17 protein-coding genes are annotated in these 17,298 nt (G+C 70.2%); 4 read left to right on the forward strand and 13 right to left on the reverse strand.

Translation table 11 applies throughout. From position 1 onward, the window contains the following. Position 1: 1 nt before the first annotated feature. From AC07RM_RS17975 to AC07RM_RS17995, 5 genes are all read right to left on the reverse strand, one after another. The gene (locus AC07RM_RS17975; protein ID WP_495335391.1) at positions 2-640 is read right to left on the reverse strand and encodes a DUF4166 domain-containing protein; all 639 of its coding nucleotides are present in this window, start codon (positions 638-640) and stop codon (positions 2-4) included. Beyond that, positions 637-1,704 carry an SRPBCC family protein gene (locus tag AC07RM_RS17980; protein WP_208507680.1) on the reverse strand — a complete coding sequence of 356 codons (1,068 nt, stop codon included), beginning with the start codon at positions 1,702-1,704 and terminating at the stop codon, positions 637-639. The genes AC07RM_RS17975 and AC07RM_RS17980 overlap by 4 nt, the downstream gene beginning before the upstream one ends. 37 nt (positions 1,705-1,741) lie before the next feature. Continuing rightward, the gene (locus tag AC07RM_RS17985; RefSeq protein WP_495335392.1) at positions 1,742-2,674 is read right to left on the reverse strand and encodes an SAM-dependent methyltransferase; all 933 of its coding nucleotides are present in this window, start codon (positions 2,672-2,674) and stop codon (positions 1,742-1,744) included. Positions 2,675-2,709: 35 nt separating this feature from the next. Beyond that, a complete protein-coding gene (locus tag AC07RM_RS17990) occupies positions 2,710-3,141 on the reverse strand; it encodes a thiol-disulfide oxidoreductase DCC family protein (protein WP_495335393.1) in 432 nt (143 codons plus the stop codon). A 63-nt stretch (positions 3,142-3,204) separates the two neighbouring features. Beyond that, positions 3,205-3,786, reverse strand: coding sequence for a GbsR/MarR family transcriptional regulator (locus AC07RM_RS17995; protein ID WP_495335394.1), 582 nt, complete (start codon positions 3,784-3,786; stop codon positions 3,205-3,207). 123 nt (positions 3,787-3,909) lie between these two features. On the opposite strand from AC07RM_RS17995, the gene AC07RM_RS18000 reads away from it, so the two are divergent. Further along, positions 3,910-5,007, forward strand: a complete 1,098-nt coding sequence (locus tag AC07RM_RS18000; RefSeq protein ID WP_093343187.1) for a PA0069 family radical SAM protein — start codon at positions 3,910-3,912, stop codon at positions 5,005-5,007. On the opposite strand, the gene AC07RM_RS18005 is transcribed toward AC07RM_RS18000, so the two are convergent. From AC07RM_RS18005 to AC07RM_RS18015, 3 genes are all read right to left on the reverse strand, one after another. After that, a complete protein-coding gene (locus AC07RM_RS18005) occupies positions 4,958-6,451 on the reverse strand; it encodes an efflux transporter outer membrane subunit (RefSeq protein ID WP_495317257.1) in 1,494 nt (497 codons plus the stop codon). The two genes, AC07RM_RS18000 and AC07RM_RS18005, sit on opposite strands and share 50 nt — an antisense overlap. 2 nt (positions 6,452-6,453) lie before the next feature. After that, complete coding sequence (locus tag AC07RM_RS18010) at positions 6,454-7,737, reverse strand: efflux RND transporter periplasmic adaptor subunit (protein ID WP_093343184.1); 1,284 nt, start codon at positions 7,735-7,737, stop codon at positions 6,454-6,456. 119 nt (positions 7,738-7,856) lie between these two features. Continuing rightward, a complete protein-coding gene (locus AC07RM_RS18015; RefSeq protein WP_495335395.1) occupies positions 7,857-11,063 on the reverse strand; it encodes an efflux RND transporter permease subunit in 3,207 nt (1,068 codons plus the stop codon). Positions 11,064-11,337: 274 nt separating this feature from the next. Here AC07RM_RS18015 and AC07RM_RS18020 point away from each other — a divergent pair, with 274 nt between their 5' ends. Next, the gene (locus AC07RM_RS18020) at positions 11,338-11,784 is read left to right on the forward strand and encodes a DUF2000 domain-containing protein (protein WP_398500199.1); all 447 of its coding nucleotides are present in this window, start codon (positions 11,338-11,340) and stop codon (positions 11,782-11,784) included. Positions 11,785-11,791: 7 nt separating this feature from the next. On the opposite strand, the gene AC07RM_RS18025 is transcribed toward AC07RM_RS18020, so the two are convergent. Continuing rightward, positions 11,792-12,355: a GNAT family N-acetyltransferase gene (locus AC07RM_RS18025; RefSeq protein ID WP_495335396.1), complete on the reverse strand. Its 564-nt coding sequence runs from the start codon at positions 12,353-12,355 to the stop codon at positions 11,792-11,794. A 44-nt stretch (positions 12,356-12,399) separates the two neighbouring features. Beyond that, positions 12,400-13,827, reverse strand: coding sequence for a decarboxylating NADP(+)-dependent phosphogluconate dehydrogenase (gene gnd, locus AC07RM_RS18030; protein WP_203205196.1), 1,428 nt, complete (start codon positions 13,825-13,827; stop codon positions 12,400-12,402). Positions 13,828-14,028: 201 nt separating this feature from the next. Here gnd and AC07RM_RS18035 point away from each other — a divergent pair, with 201 nt between their 5' ends. Then, a complete protein-coding gene (locus AC07RM_RS18035) occupies positions 14,029-15,054 on the forward strand; it encodes an AraC-like ligand-binding domain-containing protein (protein ID WP_495335397.1) in 1,026 nt (341 codons plus the stop codon). Between the two features lie 83 nt (positions 15,055-15,137). Then, positions 15,138-15,875, forward strand: a complete 738-nt coding sequence (locus tag AC07RM_RS18040; protein WP_057594530.1) for an alpha/beta fold hydrolase — start codon at positions 15,138-15,140, stop codon at positions 15,873-15,875. On the opposite strand, the gene AC07RM_RS18045 is transcribed toward AC07RM_RS18040, so the two are convergent. From AC07RM_RS18045 to AC07RM_RS18055, 3 genes are read right to left on the reverse strand one after another with little or no spacing between them, the layout of a single operon-like run. Then, positions 15,876-16,487, reverse strand: a complete 612-nt coding sequence (locus AC07RM_RS18045) for a 3'-5' exonuclease (protein WP_093343165.1) — start codon at positions 16,485-16,487, stop codon at positions 15,876-15,878. Continuing rightward, positions 16,484-16,981 carry a TfoX/Sxy family protein gene (locus AC07RM_RS18050; RefSeq protein WP_495335399.1) on the reverse strand — a complete coding sequence of 166 codons (498 nt, stop codon included), beginning with the start codon at positions 16,979-16,981 and terminating at the stop codon, positions 16,484-16,486. Before AC07RM_RS18050 ends, AC07RM_RS18045 begins: the two co-directional genes overlap by 4 nt. Next, on the reverse strand, positions 16,978-17,295 hold the full coding sequence (locus tag AC07RM_RS18055) for a YciI-like protein (RefSeq protein WP_296801378.1): 318 nt from the start codon (positions 17,293-17,295) through the stop codon (positions 16,978-16,980). The genes AC07RM_RS18050 and AC07RM_RS18055 overlap by 4 nt, the downstream gene beginning before the upstream one ends. Positions 17,296-17,298 lie beyond the last annotated feature (3 nt).

Raw genomic sequence — 17,298 nt, forward strand, 5'->3', positions numbered from 1 at the left:
ATCACCTGTCGCAGGGAAGGTCGTCGGGCAGGCGGAAGCTGCCGCTGTAGCGGAACACGTCGCCGAACCAGCGGTGGCGCAGCAGCATCCGCATGCTGAAGGCGTCGGGGTCGCGCGGGTCGGGCCGTTCCTCGACATAGGCCGTGCCCATCAGCAGGCCCAGCGGCAGCGGGATGCGCAGGCCGGCCACGCGCCAGATGTAGCCGCGGTCGCGGAACACCAGCGCACCGTCCTCGGCGCTCACCGCGAGGCGCATGCCGATGCCGAAGCGCACGTACTCGATCACCAGCGCGCCGTCGGCCGCGTCGTGCTCCATGTGCGAGCGGAAGTGGAAGGGCGCGCGGCCCGCGAAGCGGAAGATGCGGTCCCAGTAGAGGTGCGGGTCGTCGGGCCGGCAGCGGTAGTGGACCTCGATCGGCACCTCGCGCCCGGTGTAGGGCACGAGGGCGCCGAACAGCCGGCCGAAGGGCATCAGCAGCGCGGCCCAGGGCGCATGGTGGACCTCGTGCATGGTGCCGCGCACGCAGACGTGGTCGTTCGAATGCGGGGCCATCGTGTAGTGGCGGCGGATCGCGTCGCCCAGCCGGTCCCAGGCGGGGCCGAGCGCTTGCTGGAAGACCGGGCGGGTGTCCTTGTTCATGGACGGATCATGGCGCCTGCCGTGGCCGTGCCTTCGCTGCGGGCCTTGTAGAAGCGCAGGATGTTCTCGGACGCGTCGTCCAGCAGCAGGTGCATGACGCGGTCGGCATACCAGTTGAAGCTGGTGCTCAGCCGCCACGAGACCTCGACGCGCAGCTCGGTGCCGCCGTCGCGCGGCGTCAGCGTGTAGGTGGCGTCGCGCAGGTCGAAGTACTGGCCGCCGATCATCACGTGATCGTCGAGCGCGCCAGCCGGAAAGGAGTCGGGCGAGAAACGGAAGCGCCATTGCAGCCGGCGGTTGGGCTGCCAGTCGGTGATGACTTCCTCGAAGTGCACGTTCTTCTGCCACTGCACCTGGCGCACGCGGCCCTCGGGCGTGTCGACCGTGACGCCCGACACCGGCATCGGCACGCCGACCTGGTAGGCCCAGGCGCCATCGACCTCGGCGGGGCGGATGTCGCGCGCGGCGTTGAGCTCGTGCCACACGCGCTCGGCCGGCGCGGCGATGAAGAGCGTGCGCGAGGTGTTCGAGAACCGGTCGGGGTTGGGCAGGTTCGGCTCGATGGCACCGAGCACCAGCGGCAGCAGCGCGAAGCCGTAGAGGGTCTGCTTCGGCCAGTGGGTGATGCGGCACACGATGCCCATGGCCAGTCCGCCGATGCTGCCCATCACCGCGAACAGCGGCACGATGAAGGCGGCGCAGATCAGGCCCTCGATGAACACCGCCAGCGTGCCGCCGACGAACAGCGCGGTCGCCACCCAGGGCGCCCAGAGGTAGTAGCCCCAGCTGCGCCGCTCGATGCGCTCAGCCATGTAGACCGTGACCGCGCCGCACAGCGCGGGCGTCAGGTAGACGAAGGAGCCCAGCATGGCCGAGTAGAGCTGGCCGGGGCCGCCGCTGAAGATCAGGCGCAGCACCAGCGCCATCGCGGCGCCGATCCCCATCGGCCAGAACCAGCCGAAGGGCATGCCGTGCACGGGCTTCCTCGCCGGCGGCTCGTCGCTCGCGGCCGGCTCGATGGGCGCCAGCTCGGCCAGCCGGCTGTCTTCGGGATCGGTGTGCATGGAAATCCTCTTCTCCTCGGTGTGCTTGTTCGTGTGTTCAGTCGGCGCGCCGCGTGGCGCTGACCATGCAGTAGTCGAAGTCGCGCCAGAACAGGCCCAGCGCGAGCGCGCAGTAGCTGGCGACGATGTGCTTGCGGCGCCACGGGCTCAGGCGTCCGCGCGCCTTCCAGAGCTCGGCCAGCGTGAAGCGGGTGGCGAGCGCGGGGATGTGCAGCGCGCTCGGCGCGACGCGCCAGCGCAGCGAGCGCACCTCGATCTCCTCGAAGCCGTGTTCGCGCAGCGCGGCCACGAAGTCCGCGCGCACGGCCAGCGTCGGCACGGCCCAGCTGTCGGCCCACAGGCGGTGCAGCCAGCGCGCGAGGCGGCCGGGCTCGCGGCGCAGCAGGAAGCCGTCGACCACCACCAACCGCGCGCCGGGCTTGAGCAGGCGCGCGGCCTCGCGCACGAAGTCGGCCTTGGCGGTGCCCTCGGCATAGCAGGCGCTCTCGAGCGCCCAGGCGCCGTCGGCCTGCGCGGCCGGCAGGCCGGTGCGCGTGTAGTCGGCCTCGAGGTGCGCCATGCGGTCGGTCACGCCGGCCTGGGCGTCGAGGCGCGCGGCGATGCGGTTCTGCACCGGCACGTTGGTGACGGTCACGGCGTAGAGGCGGCGGTCGTCGCCCACCAGCGTGCGCGCGGTGGCGCCGGCGCCGCAGCCCAGGTCGAGCACGCAGTGGCGGCCGTCGTCCGTGGGGCGCTCGTCGAGTCGCAACGCGCGGCCGACCTCGCGGTTCATCTCGACCAGCATGCCTTCGCGGCGCAGTGGATTCAGGCCCGCGCGCCAGTAGCCGAAGTGCATGTTGTAGCTGGGGCTCCAGGCGCCGTAGTCGGTGGCGACCTCGGTGAAGTAGTCCTGCGTGTCGGCACGGCTGACCGGGGCCGAGGCCTCGGCGGTGTGCGGCAGGCGGAAATCGGGCTGGAAGACGCTGGGCATGCGGTGAACTCCTCGTGGGGAAGGCGGTGCGGATGTCAGAGCCGGCACTGGCCGTCGGCGCAGGTGCGCGAGGCCTTCGCGGCCGGGCCGGCGAGCAGGGTCACGAACCAGCCGGGCAGGCGCTGGCGGTTGCGCGCCAGCGCGGCATAGGCGCGATCGGCCAGCGGCGCGACCAGCGGCAGGTCGAGCAGGGCGCCGCCGTTGGGCAGGCCGACCGCCTCGCGGCAGGCGCGGATCGCGGGCACGCCGACCTGCACGCGGCCGGCGGCATCGACCACGTGGATCGCGGTCATCAGCGCCTCGCGCGGCGCCGGGCCGGCCTCGAAGTCGGGCGGCGAGCAGTCGACCAGAACGAGCCGCGCGGCCGCGTCGCGCGCCTTCATCGCGCCCATTTCGGCGCTGCACAGGCGGCAGGTGGCGTCGTAGTAGACGGTCAGCGGGTAGGTGATGGCGGTGGGACGGGGCATGGTGTTCTTTGTTCTCGATATTTCTGTCAAAACAGAAATTAATGGGCAAAAAAAGAGCCGGCCTCAGATCATCGGCAGGCTCGCATGGTGGGCGTCGGGATCGTCCTTGCCGGTGGCGGGCGCATCGCCGCGAACGAACTTCTGCACGCTCGCGCCCAGCGTCAGCACCTTGTCGAGCGTGCCGGGCGACAGCCGCAGCATCTCGTCGGCCCAGGTGGCGAGCTTGGCCATCAGGTCCATGGTGGAGCGGATGCGGTCCTGCGCATCGGCCGATTCCTTCTGGAAGTCGGGGCTCGCGACGATCTCGCGCAGCACGCGGATGGTGGGGTCGAACTCGCGTTCCTTGCGCTCGCGCACCACGGTGCGGAACAGTTCCCAGACGTCGACGCTGGTCTCGAAGTAGTCGCGCCGGTCGCCCAGCATGTGGGTGACGCGCACCAGGTTCCAGGCCTGCAGTTCCTTCAGGCTGTTGCTCACGTTGGAGCGCGCCACGCCCAGGGTGTCGGACAGCTCCTCGGCATGGATCGGCTTGCCGTGCACGAACAGCAGCGCATGGATCTGCGAGACGGTGCGGTTGACGCCCCACATGGAGCCCATCTCGCCCCAGTGGAGGACGAACTTGCGTTGGATGTCGGTGAGTTCCATGCGCTGGAGTCTAGGACTTCCGAAATTTCTGTCAAGAAAGAAATAGAAAAATCTCAGCGGCCCGGCGGAATGGTGAAATACTGTATGTTTAAACAGTTAACCGACCCGCGAAGGAGTTGCGCCATGCCACCCGCCGCCTACATCCCCATCCAGGCCATCAAGGGCCGCGGCGCTGCCACGCGGCTCGCGCACCGCTTCTCGAAGGACGAGCGCGATGCCTTCGACGACGGCTGGGGCACGCTCGAGGAGAACGCCGCCGAGGCCGACGAGCTCGAGCCCCTGGCCACCGAGGTGCGCTTCGAGGACGTGAAGTCGGCCATGAACGAGAACGACTCGCCCGACATCTACTTCGACCGCTCGATCAACCCCTACCGTGGCTGCGAGCACGGCTGCATCTACTGCTTCGCGCGGCCCACGCACAGCTACCTCAACCTCTCGCCGGGGCTGGACTTCGAGACCAAGCTGATCGCCAAGCGCAACCTGGTCGAGGTGCTGCGCCGCGAGCTGGGCCGCAAGAGCTACCGGCCCAGCCACATCGCGATCGGCACGGCCACCGACTGCTACCAGCCGATCGAGCGCGAGCTGCGCATCACGCGCTCGCTGATCGAGCTGCTGTCGGAGGTCAACCACCCCTTCGGGCTGGTGACCAAGTCCAGCGCGATCGAACGCGACCTCGACCTGATCGCGCCGGCCGCCGCGCGCGGCCTGGCGGCGGTGTACGTGACCGTGACCACGCTCGACGGCGAACTCGCGCGCAAGCTCGAGCCGCGCGCCGCGGCGCCGCACCGGCGGCTGCGCACCATCCGCACGCTGGCCGAGGCCGGCGTGCCGGTGGGCGTGAGCGTGGCGCCGCAGATTCCGTTCGTGACGGAAGACATGGAGCAGGTGCTCGAGGCGGCCTGGGAGGCCGGCGCGCGCAGCGCCTTCTACACCATGATCCGGCTGCCCTGGGAGGTGGCGCCGCTGTTCAAGCAGTGGCTGGCGCTGCACTACCCGCAGCGCGCGGACCGCATCATGGCGCGCATCCACGACGTGCGCGGCGGCAAGGACTACGACGCCGACTTCGCCACGCGCATGAAGGGCACCGGCCTGTGGGCCGACCTGCTGCGCCAGCGCTTCGAGAAGGCGACCGCGCGCATCGGCTTCAACCGCGAGCGCATCGCGCTCGACCTCAGCGCTTTTCGGCCACCTGGCGCGCCGGGGCAGGGCAGCCTGTTCTAGCGGCGAGCGCGGCGTCCGCGTTGCCGTCGCCGCACCAGTCGCCGCCCAGCGCCTTCACGAGGAACACCGAGGTCAGCAGGCGCTGCCCCTGCAGCTGCGCGGCCTGGCGTTCCACCGTCAGCAGCGACTGCTGCGCGGTGATCACGTCGAGGTAGGTCGAGGCACCGCCCTCGTAGCGGCTGTTGGCCATGTCGAGCACGCGCCGCGCGGCCGCCACGGCCGACTGCGCCTGGGCGGTGGCGCGCTCGAGCGCCGCGAGGCCGTCGATGCCGTCCTGCACCTCCTGCATCGCTGTCAGCACCACGCGGCGGTAGTTGCCGACGGTGGCGTCGTAGCCGGCCTTCGCGAAGTCCACGCCCGCGCGCACGCGGCCGCCGTCGAACAGCACCTGCGTGGCCGACACGCCGACCGACCACAACAGGCTGGGCGCATCGAACAGCGACTCGATCAGCCGGCTGTCGACGCCGACCGTGGGCGCGATCAGGATGCTCGGATAGAAGGCCGCGGTCGCCACGCCGATCTGCGCATTGGCCGCGGCCATCGCGCGCTCGGCCGAGGCCACGTCGGGCCGGCGCTCGAGCACGTCGGAGGGCACGCCCAGCGGCACCGCGGGCGGGCGGATCTCGCGCAGGTCGGTCGCCAGCGCGAACGAGGGCGCGGGGGTGCCGGTCAGGGTGGCGAGCGCGTGCTCGTACTGCGCGCGCTGCTTCTTGAGCACGTCGACCTGCGTCAGCGTGGTCTCGAGCAGCGCCTGCTGCTGCGCCACGTCGAGGCCCGAGACGGCGCCCAGGTCGTGCCGCGCCGTCACCAGCTCGAGCGCGCGCCGCTGCAGCGCGATCGAGCGCGTCAGCACATCGAGCTCGATGTCGGTGGAGCGCAGGTTGAAATAGCTGCTCGCCACGTCGGCCGACAGCAGCAGCCGCGTGTTGGCGAGGTCGGCCGCCGACTGCTCGGCCGAGGCGCTCGCGCCTTCCACGCTGCGCTGCACGCGGCCCGCGAGGTCGAGCTCGTAGCTGGCGTTGAGCGAGAGCGCGAAGTCGTTCTGCACCGTCGAGGCATTGGCGGTGTTGTAGTTGGTCAGCGGCCGGTTGGCCGAGATCTTGAGCCGCGAGGCACGCGTGCCCAGGCCGAGCTGCGGATACTGCGCGGCCGAGCTCGAGGCCAGCGTGGCGCGCGCCTGCGCGAGCCGCGCGCCGGCGATGGCGAGCGTGGGGCTGCCGGCCACGGCGCGGTCCTGCAGCGCGTCGAGCTGCGCGTCGCCGTAGCGCTTCCACCACGGGCCCTTGTCGGCGATGTCGTTGGGCGTGCCTTCGCGCCACGGCGCCTCGAGCTTCCAGCTCACGGGCAGCGGGGTTTCGGGCGCCTTGTAGTCGGGGCCGACCGCACAGCCCGCGGCCAGCATCACGGCGGCGAGCGCGATCGCCGCGAAGGCGGGACGGCGCATGCTCACGCGGGTTCCTTCTTGGCCGCCGCCGGTGCTGCAGCCGGTGCCGCGCCGGGCTTGGCGCCATCGGCCGGCGCATCGGGCGCCACCGCGACCACGTCGCCATCGGCCAGCGAGTCGGAGGGATTGAGCACCATGCGGTCGGTGCCCGCGAGCCCGTCGACCACCTCGACGTTCTCGCCGTAGTTGCGGCCCAAGGTCACGGGGCGCAGGCCGACGCGGCCCTGCGCGTCGACGATCGCCAGCCGCGTGCCCTCGGCACGGAACAGCAGCGCGTTGGCCGGCACCGTGAGCGTACCGCTCGCGGCCAGCGGCAGCTCGACCTGCACGTAGGCGCCCGGCAGCAGCGCGCCGTCGCGGTTGGGCAGCGAGACCTCGACCTGCATCATGCGCGTGGTGGTGTCGATGGCACCCGCGGTGCGCGCGACCTGGCCGCTGAACTTCTGGCCGCGCAGCTCGGCCTGCGTCACCACCACCGGCTGGCCGGCCTTCACGAGCTGGGCATAGGCCTGCGGCACGTTGATGTACACGCGCAGCGGATCGGTCTGCGCCAGCACGAACAGCGCGCGGCCCGCGCCGCCGCCGGCGCCGGCATCGATCAGGTCGCCGGTATCGACGTTGCGCCGCGTGATCACGCCGGCGAAGGGCGCGACCACGCGCTTGAAGCCCTCGGTCTGCCTGAGCCGCTGCACGTTGGCATCGGCGGCCGCCACGTTGGCGGTGGCCTGCGCGACGGCGCTGCGGCGCTCGTCGAGGTCCTGCTGCGAGACCACGTCCTTCTTGCGCAGGTTCTCCCAGCGCGCGGCCGTGCTCTGCGCGAGCTCGAGGCCCGAGGCCGCCTGGTTGCGCGCGGCGATGGCCTGCGACAGCTGCTGGTCGATCTCGGGCGTCTCGATCTCGGCCAGCAGCTCGCCCTTCTCGACGCGGCTGCCGATGTCCTTGGTCCAGCGCTTGAGGTAGCCGCTGGCGCGCGCCGAGATCGGCGACTGCACGTAGCCCTGCAGCGTGCCCGGCAGCGCCAGCTTCTGGCCCGCGGTGGGCGTGCGCGGCAGCGCGGTCTGCACATATTGCTTGGCATGCTCGACCGTGCTGGCCTGCAGTTCGCGCGCGTTGGCGATGCGCACGAACACCGTGCGCGCCGCGCCGAGCGCCAGCAGCACGAGCACGATCAGCACCAGCCAGCGGGTGCGCCGCACGATCTGGCGCCGCCGCAGCAGCTCGGGGCCGTCGCCGTCGTCGGCGGCGATGGGGTGGATGGCCAATGCCGAATGGCGTTGCTCTGTCATGCGCTATACGGCGCGGGGCCGTTTCCGTGGCGGGCCGCGCGGCCGTGGGAAGGCTGGGTGCGCGGCAGGTACAACAAGTCGAACATGGTCTCGAAACGGTCGGATGGCGCAGGCATCGCTCAGTGCTCCTGCGCGGTGGCGCCGGCCGGCGGATGGGCGCCGCCGCCGTGCGCGGCGCGCCGGTGCGCGAGCCAGCTGTGCACGCCCGCATAGACCGCGGGCACGAAGAACAGCGTCGACACCGTCGCGAACAGCAGGCCGCCGATCACGGCGCGGCCCAGCGGCGCGTTCTGCTCGGCGCCTTCGCCCAGGCCCAGCGCCATCGGGATCATGCCGATGATCATCGCCAGCGCCGTCATCAGCACCGGGCGGATGCGGGTGGCGCCGGCCTCGAGCGCGGCCGACAGCGGCGGAATGCCCGCGGCCAGCCGTTCGCGCGCGAAGGACACCATCAGGATCGAGTTGGCCGTGGCCACGCCCATGGTCATGATCGCGCCCGTGAGCGCCGGCACGCTCAGCGTGGTGCCGGTGATGAACAGCATCCAGGCGATGCCGGCCAGCGCGGCGGGCAGGGCGGTGATGATGATCGCGGCGTCGAGCCAGGACTGGAAGGTCACGACGATCAGCAGGTAGACCAGCACGATCGCCATCGCCAGGCCCACGCCCAGGCCGATGAACGAGGACTGCATGGTCTGCACCTGGCCGCGGATGTCGACGCGGCTGCCGCGCGAGAGCTTGGGCCGCATCTCGTCGACCAGCGCCTGCACCTTGCTCGCCACGCTCGCGAGGTCGGTGCCCTGCACGCTGACGTAGACGTCGATCACCGGCGCGATGTTGTAGCGCGACTGGATCGCCGGCTGGCGCGCCGCGCGCGCGTCGACCAGGTTGCCCAGCAGCTGCTGCGCCCCGCCGGCCGCGGCCGCGCCGCCCGCGCCCACCGGGATGTTGAGCAGCGAATCGAGCGAGTCGACGTTGTACTGCGGCGTCTGCACCGCGATGCTGTAGACCACGCCGTTCTGCGGATTGAGCCAGTAGGCCGGCGCGGTCTGCGAGCTGCCCGACAGCGCGATCAGCACGTTCTGCCCCACGTTGGAGGCGGTCAGGCCGTACTGCTGCAGCCGCGAGCGGTCCATCGTCAGGTCCACCGAGGGCCCGTCGAGGCGCTGGTGCACGTGGGCGTCGACCGCTCCGGGGATCTGCCGGATCGCCTTGGTGAGCTCGGCTGCGCGCGCCGCGTTGCCCGCGATGTCATTGCCGCTGAACTGCACGTCGATGGCCGCCGGCAGGCCGAAGTTGAGGATCTGCGTGACGATGTCGGCCGGCTGGAAGAAGAACTCGATGCCCGGGAAGCGCTTGGGCAGCTCGGCGCGCAGCGTGCTCACGAACTCTTCGGTCGGCCGGTGGCCGTCCTTCAGCGACATCAGGATCTCGGCGTCGAAGGTGCCGATGGTGCCGGCGTTGCTGTACGACAGGTTGATACCGCTGTTCGGCACGCCGAGGTTGTCGAGGATGGTCTCGAGCTGGTCGGGCGGCACCAGCTCGCGGATCGCGGCCTCCACCTGGTCGGTGAGGCGCGCGGTCTCCTCGATGCGGGTGCCGGTGGGCGCGCGCATGTGCAGCCGGATCTGGCCGGCGTCCACGGTCGGGAAGAAGTCGCGGCCCAGCGCCGGATAGAGCAGGCAGGACAGCAGGCAGAAGCCGAGGAATACCGCGATGAAGCCGCCGCGGCGCGACAGCAGGGCCGACAGCAGCAGCGTGTAGGCGCGGCGCACGCGCTCGAAGCGGCGGTCGAAGGCGCGGTACACGCGCTGCAGCGCGCTCGGTTTGGCGTTCTCGTCGGCCTGCTGGCCGTGCACGCCGCCCATCAGCAGCATCACCAGCGTGGGCACCAGCGTGCGCGACAGCAGGTAGGAGGCCAGCATCGCGAACACCACGGCCTCGGCCAGCGGCACGAACAGGAAGCGCGCCACGCCCGAGAGGAAGAACATCGGCACGAACACGATGCAGATGCACAGCGTGGAGATGAAGGCCGCGTTGCCGATCTCGCCGGCGCCGACCTCGATCGCCTCCTTGAGCGGCGTGCCCATGTGCAGATGGCGCTCGATGTTCTCGATGGTCACGATCGCCTGGTCGACCAATATGCCGACCGAGAGCGCGAGCCCGCCCAGGGTCATCAGGTTGAGCGTTTCGCCGAGGCCGTAGAGCACCAGGATCGAGGCCAGGATCGACAGCGGGATGGTCAGGCCGATGATCAGCGTGCTGCGCCAGTTGCCGAGGAACAGCAGCACCATCGCGGCGGTCAGCGCGGCGGCCAGGATGGCTTCGAACACCACGCCCTTGACGGCCGCCTTCACGAACACCGACTGGTCGAACAGCGGCGTGATCTTGATGTCCTGCGGCATGGTCTGCGCCGCCACCGGCAGCATCGCGCGCAGGTTGGCCACGATGTCCAGCGTGGAGGCGCCGCCGTTCTTGAGCACCGACAGCAGCACGCCGCGCACGCCGTCCTGGCGCACCACGTTGGTCTGCGGCGAGAAGCCGTCGCGCACGTAGGCCACGTCGCGCACGTAGACGGTGGCGCCGTTCACGGTGCGGATCGGCAGGTCGTTGAGGCCCGCGATCGCATCGGGCGAGCCGTTCATGCGCACGCCGTACTCGGTGGCGCCGAACTTGGCGGTGCCCGAGGGCAGGATCAGGTTCTGCGTGTTGATCGCGTTCACCACGTCCGACGGCGACAGGCCGCGTGCCTGCAGCGCCTGGGTGTCGAGGTCGACCGAGATCAGCCGGTTCTTGCCGCCGTAGGGAAAGGGGATCGCCGCGCCGGGCACCGTGATGAGCTGCGGGCGCAGCTGGTTCACGGTGGCGTCGAACAGGGAGTTCTCAGAGCGCGTCGGGCTCGACAGCGCGAGCTGGATCACGGGCACGCTCGAGGCCGAGTACTTGATCACCAGCGGCGGCGTGATGCCCGGCGGCAACTGCCGCACCTGGGCCTGCATCGAGGCCACCACCTGCGAGATCGCCATCTCGATGTTGGCGGTGGGCTGGAAGAACACCTTGATGATCGACACGCCCGCCAGCGACTGCGATTCGATGTGCTCGATGTCGCTGACGGTGGTGGTCAGGCCGCGCTCCACCTGGCCCGAGATGCGCTGGCCCATCTCCTGGGCCGGCAGGCCGGTGTAGTTCCAGATGACCGACACCACCGGGATATTGATCTCCGGAAAGATGTCGGTGGCCATCCGCAAGAGGACGAAGGGCGTGGCCAGCACGATCAGCATCGCCATGACGATGAAGGTGTACGGACGACGCAACGCGAGCTGAACCATGGACGGGTCTCTCTGCTTCCGGCGAAAAAAGGTTTCGCATCATAAGGAAGTAGTTTTAAGTTTGTTTAACTTAGTTACTTGGCCCTCTTCGGTGCGATTTTCGGGGTGGGACGGGCGACGCATGGAGCGTGCCGGATGGGGGTGTCGTGCCTGCATCTGTGATTGAGTTGTACTCATAAAATAGAATTGAAAGGTCGAGTTGGTGGCGGTTGATAGCTGATTTATGGCTGGTTTATGATTAAGTGATACTCAATTTTTGCTTCTTTCACTCGCCATGAGCCAGACCGATCCTTCTCCCGCCGCTGCCGCGCTGCCCGAGCGCTGCGTCATCGTCGTCGACGCCGCCTTGCCGCCGGGCCTGGCCGCCAATGCCGCGGCCGTGGTCGCGCTGACCGTCGGCCAGCGCCACCCGGGGCTGGTCGGCGCGCCGCTGGTCGATGCCTCGGGCCGCTCGCATCCGGGCCTGATCCCGATCGGCATCGCGGTGCTCGGTGCCTCGCAGGACGAACTCGTGGCGGTACGGCAGAAGGCGCTCGCCAACACCGAGTGCGACGTGATCGACTTCCCGGTGCAGGGCCAGCAGACCACCAACTACGCGGCCTTCCGCGAGGCGGTGGCGAGCGTGCCGGCCGAGGCGCTGCGCTACGTGGCGGTCGGCTTCGTCGGCGAGCGCAAGCCGCTGGGCAAGGTGGTGTCGAAGCTGGGGCTGCTCGGGCAGTAGGCGAGCTTCACACGGCGGCGTCGAGTGTGAGACGCAGCCGGCTGACGTTCGGATTGCCGGGATCGCGCTGCACCTTGAAGCCCAGCCTGCGCGCCAGCGCGATCATCGCGAGGTTGTCGTAGAGCGTGATGTCGGCCAGCTGGCGCACGCCCGCGTCGCGCGCCGCCGCGATCAGCACGCGCATCAATTTCTCGGCCAGGCCGTGGCGCTGCCAGGCATCGGCGATCACCACCGCGAACTCGGCCACCTCGGCCGTTTCGGGCGTGTCGCCGCGCACGTAGCGCACCACCCCCATCTGCTGCTCGGCGCCATCGACCTCGGTGGTGGCGATCAGCGCGAGCTCGCGCGCGTAGTCGATGTGGGTCATGCGCCAGAGCTCGTCGGGCTGCGGCTTGCGCGGCGAGAGCAGGCGGTGGTAGCCGGTGCGGTCCGACAGGCCCGCGACGAAGGCCGTGTGCATCGCCAGGTCGTCCGCATGGATCGGCCGGATGCGCACCGCGCGGCCATCGCGAAGCCGCCAGTCTTCGACGAGGTGCGCCGGGTAGGCGCCGGGTTCGGGCGGTGCTGCCATGGCCGGCGTTGTGCCATGCCGGCGGGCCATGGGTCAATCCGGGTTCAGCCGATGACTTCCGGCCACTCCGTGTGGAAGAACTGCCCCTCGGGCTTGTCCACGCGTTCGTAGGTGTGGGCGCCGAAGAAGTCGCGCTGGGCCTGCAGCAGGTTGGCGCTGAGGCGCTCGGTGCGGTAGCTGTCGTAGTAGGCCAGCGAGGCGCTGAAGGCCGGCACCGGGATGCCGTTGCTCACTGCCAGCGCCACCACTTCGCGCCAGTTCTGCTGGGTGCGGTTAAGCAGGTCCTTGAAGAAGGGATCGAGCATCAGGTTGGCCAGCGCCGGATCGGTGCGGAAGGCGTCGGTGATGCGGTTGAGGAAGCGCGCGCGGATGATGCAGCCGCCACGCCAGATCGCCGCGATGCGGCCGAGGTCGAGGCCCCAGCCCTTCTTGTCGCCCATGGTCTTGATGAGGTCGAAGCCCTGGGTGTAGCTGATGACCTTGGAGGCATAGAGCGCGTCGTGCACCTTGGCCACCAGTGCCTTCTTCTCGAGCGAGAGCTCGACCTTCGGGCCCTGCAGCAGCTTGCTCGCGCCCACGCGCGCCTTCTTCTGCGACGACAGCACGCGCGCCTCGACGGCGGCGTTGATGGTGCTGATGACCACCGCGTTCTCGGCCGCGTTGATCAGCGTCCACTGGCCCGTGCCCTTCTGGCCGGCCTTGTCGAGGATCACGTCGACGATCGGCTTGCCCGTTTCCGGGTCCTTCTGCTCGAGCGCCTTGGCGGTGATCTGGATCAGGTAGCTCTGCAGCTCGCCGTCGTTCCATTCGTTGAAGATCGCGGCCATCTCGTCGGTCGTGAAGCCGGCGGCCTTGAACAGGCTGTAGGCCTCGCAGATCAGCTGCATGTCGCCGTACTCGATGCCGTTGTGCACCATCTTCACGTAGTGGCCGGCGCCGCCCGGGCCGATGTGGATCACGCAGGGCTCGCCGTCGACCTTGGCCGCGATGCTCTCGAAGATCGGCTTCATCACCTCCCAGGTCGAGGCCGGGCCGCCCGGCATGATCGACGGCCCCTTGCGCGCGCCTTCCTCGCCGCCCGAGACGCCCGCGCCGATGAAGCGCAGGCCCTTGCTCGAGAGGTAGGCGTCGCGGCGCTCGGTGTCGGTGTAGAGGCTGTTGCCGCCGTCGATGACGATGTCGTCCTTGTCGAGCAGCGGGATGAGCTGCTCGATCACCTGGTCGACCGGCGCGCCGGCCTTGACCATGATCTGGATCTTGCGCGGCTTGGCGAGGCTCTGAACGAATTCCTCGAGCGTCTTCGCGCCCACCAGCTTCTTGCCGGGGTTGGCGGCGATGAAGGCCTCGGTGGTGGCTTCGGTGCGGTTGTAGACGCTGACCTGGAAGCCGCGGCTTTCCACGTTCAGCACGAGGTTCTGGCCCATCACGGCCAGGCCGATCAGTCCGAAGTCGCTTTTGTTGGTGGTGGTCATGGCCTGGGTGTTTCCTTCCTGGTGCGCACGCCGGCGGCGGCCGGTGCGCGGGGTTGATGCAGCAGGCCATTGTGCCGACCGCCCGCCGGCTGCGCCGTCAGCGGCCGCCTATAACCGGACCGCCTTCCCGGGCGAGCCCGCTTGGCAAGCCCGGCCGGCTTCGGTATGTTGCAGCCGACCCATCCACGGGGAGACCCCTCCATGCCCACCCAGCCCCTCGCCGAAGCCCACCGTTCGCCGGCCGCGATCGAGCGCTGGTCCACCGACGCGGTGCCGCCCGCGCAGCGGCTCGACTACTGGGTCGGCGCGGTCTGCGAGGGCTTCCTCGAGATGGAGGTGACCAGCCCGCAGGCGCGGCATTTCGACGCCACGCTCGAATCGGCCCCGCTGGGCACGCCGGAGCTCGGCATCGGCGTCAACCGCGTGCGCGGCAGTGCGCAGGACGTCTACCGCACGCGCCGCGCGATCGAGCGCAGCCGCAGCAACTTCTACTACCTGCTGTGCAAGACCGACACCGCCTGGAGCGTCGAGCAGGAAGGGCGCAGCGCGCGCATGCTGCCGGGCGACGCGGTGCTGGTCGATTCGCGGCGCAGCTATGCCTTCCACTTCGTGCAGTCGGCCGACACCGTCTCGCTCGAGCTGCCCACGGCCTGGGTCGAATCCTGGCTGCCCGACGCGCCGGGCCAGCTCGCCTGCCGCATCGACGGCAGCGCGGGCTGGGGCAGCGTGCTGAGCCGCTTCGTGCAGCAGCTCACGCCCGAGGCCGCGAGCGCGCCGCCGCTGCCGCCGCGCCTGCTGGCCGACCAGCTCGGCGGGCTGCTCGCGCTGGCCACCGGGCCGGGCGTGGCCGCGGCGGTGGAACCGGGCGCGCGCGCCGCGCTGCGCCGGCGCGTGCTCGAGGCCACGCGCGAGCGCCATGTCGAGCCCGGCCTCACGGCCGAGGCGGTGGCGCGCGAGCTCGGCATCTCGCAGCGCAGCCTGCACCGCTGCCTCGCTGAAGGTGGCGAGGGCGGCACCACCTTCGCCACCGCGCTGCTGGGCTTTCGCATGCAGGCCGCGCGCCGCATGCTGGGCGACGCGCGCTTCGACCGGCTCGCCGTGGCGGAGATCGGCTTTCGCGTCGGCCTGCGCGATGCCTCGCACTTCGTGCGCCTGTGCCGCCAGCAGCTGGGCGCCACGCCGGGCGCGCTGCGGCTGGCGCGAATCGGCCATCGCGCTGGCGGCTAGCGGCCAGCGGCGGCGCAGCGGGATTTCTACAGTCGCTGCGTTCGATCGCCAGCAACCCGCATCCACCCAACGAGGAGACCCCCATGTCCGACACCTATGTCCTGATCCACGGCGCCTGGCACACCGGTGCCGAAATGGAGGCCGTCGCGAACGGCCTGCGCGAGGCCGGCCACACCGTGCACTGCCCCACGCTCGCGGGCAACCGGCCCGGCGACGACCGCGCGAAGATCGGCCTGGCCGACGCGATCGATTCGGCGCTGCAGTACATCGAGGAGAAGAATCTCTCGCAGCTGCGGCTCGTGGGCCACAGCTATGGCGGCATGGTGATCACGGGCGTGGCCGACCGCCTCGCGCAGCAGCCGGGCCGGATCGCGCGGCTGGTCTACGTGAACGCCTTCGTGCCGCAGCCCGGCGAGTCGCTCAACGACATGGTGCCGCCGCACTACGTGGCGCTGTTCGACGCGGTGGCGGCCGCCAACGACCAGGCCGTGACCTTGCCGTTCGAGATCTGGCGCGATGCCTTCATCAACGACGCCGACATGGCGCTCGCGCGCTCGGCCTACGAGCAGCTCAACCCGCACCCGTACCGCACCTTCACCGACAAGATCGTGCTGAGCCAGCCGATGGCCGCGCTGCAGGTGGGCAAGTCCTACGTCAACTGCCAGCAGGACATCGCGCTGCCGCACAGCCTGCCGTGGCATCCGCGGCTGTCGGAGCGACTGGGGCTCTTCAGGCTGGTCGAATGCCCGGGCAGCCACGAGATGTTCTTCTCGAACCCGAAGCGGCTCGCGCAGGCGATCCTCGAGGCGGGGCGCGACTGATCAGTCGCGCGGCAGCAGCGCGTCGAACACGCGGATCGACGCATAGGCATCGTTGGCCGCATAGCGCAGCTGCGCCTCGCTGAGCCGGTGGCTGGCCCAGTTCGAGGTCGTGGCCTTGCGCGACTTGGTGAAGCGCTGGCCGAAGACCAGCGCCACGGCGGTCTTCACGCCGACCGAGCGGCGGTAGCCGCGGCGGCGGAACTCGTCGTCGATGTCGTAGACCGCGCGCGGCTCCACCTTGAGCTTCTGGCGGATCAGCGAGAGATCGCTCGAGAGGCCGAAGCCCACCTTCCGCAGCGCCTCGGAGCCGATCAGCGCGCCCAGCACCTCGTTGCAGTCGCTGCGATGCAGCTGGAACAGCCACGCGGTCTCGCGCGTGGCGAACTGCACCAGGTGCGGGCCGGTCGAGACCTCGTTCTTGGCGAAGGTGGGCTTGGACTCGGTGTCGAAGCCGACCACGCCCGCGGCCAGCAGCGCGGCGGCCGCGCGTTCGGCATCGTCGCGCGTGGCGACCAGCACGATGTCGTTCAGGCCCAGGCCCTCGAAGGGTTCGAGCAGCGCGATCTCCTCGCGTTCGGGCAGAGGGGGCAGGGGTGTGCGCGGTGCGTTCAACGGGGGGCCGCCTTCCGGGCCGTCTTCGCCGGGGCGGTCTTCTTCGCGGCGGTCTTCCTGGCCGGTGCTGCCTTCTTCGCGGCGGTTTTCTTCGCCGCCACCTTCCTGGCGGGCGCCTTCTTCGCCGCCGCCTTCTTCGCGGCGGCCGCCTTGCGCATCGCCTTCGGCACCGTGCCCGAGCGCAGCGCGGCCTCGTAGGCGCGCCGGCCCCACAGGGCCGCTTCCTCGCGGTCCTCGAACAGCTCGGGCGGCGCCTCGCGGTAGGACATCGGCATCTGCTGGCCCTGCCGTTCGTAGGTGAAGGGGGCGAGGTTCAGGCGGTCGAAATGCGCGGCGCTCTCGGCGTCGGATTTCAGGTAGAGGGTGTCGCGTATCACAAGCGCGAACATGCGGCCCTCGTGGTAGATGCCGAAGCCGCTGAACATGCGGCGGATGTCGATGCGGCCGAAGCGCTCGAAGGTCTCGTGCAGGCTGTCGGCGAAGGCGTTCTTCATGGCGTGCCGCCCGCGGCCGGCCGCACCGGCGTCGAGGCCTGCGCACCGACCACCGTGTTCCAGGCCTTCACGCGCCAGCCGGTCACGATGCCGTTCGTCACGTAGGGATCGGCCTTGGCGAAGGCTTCGGGCACCGCGGGCGAGGTGGCCTCGAACAGCAGCAGCGCGCCGTCGGGCGGGTTGCCGGTGGCGCCGCCGAGCAGCAGCTCGCCGCGCTCCACCGCCTGCCAGGCCAGCGCGAGGTGCGCATCGCGGAATTCGCCGCGGCGCTCGAGGTAGTCGGGCGCGGTGTCGTAGATCAGCAGGTAGTGCATGGG

It is taken from the genome of Variovorax sp. GW821-FHT09B05 (genome assembly GCF_059418265.1).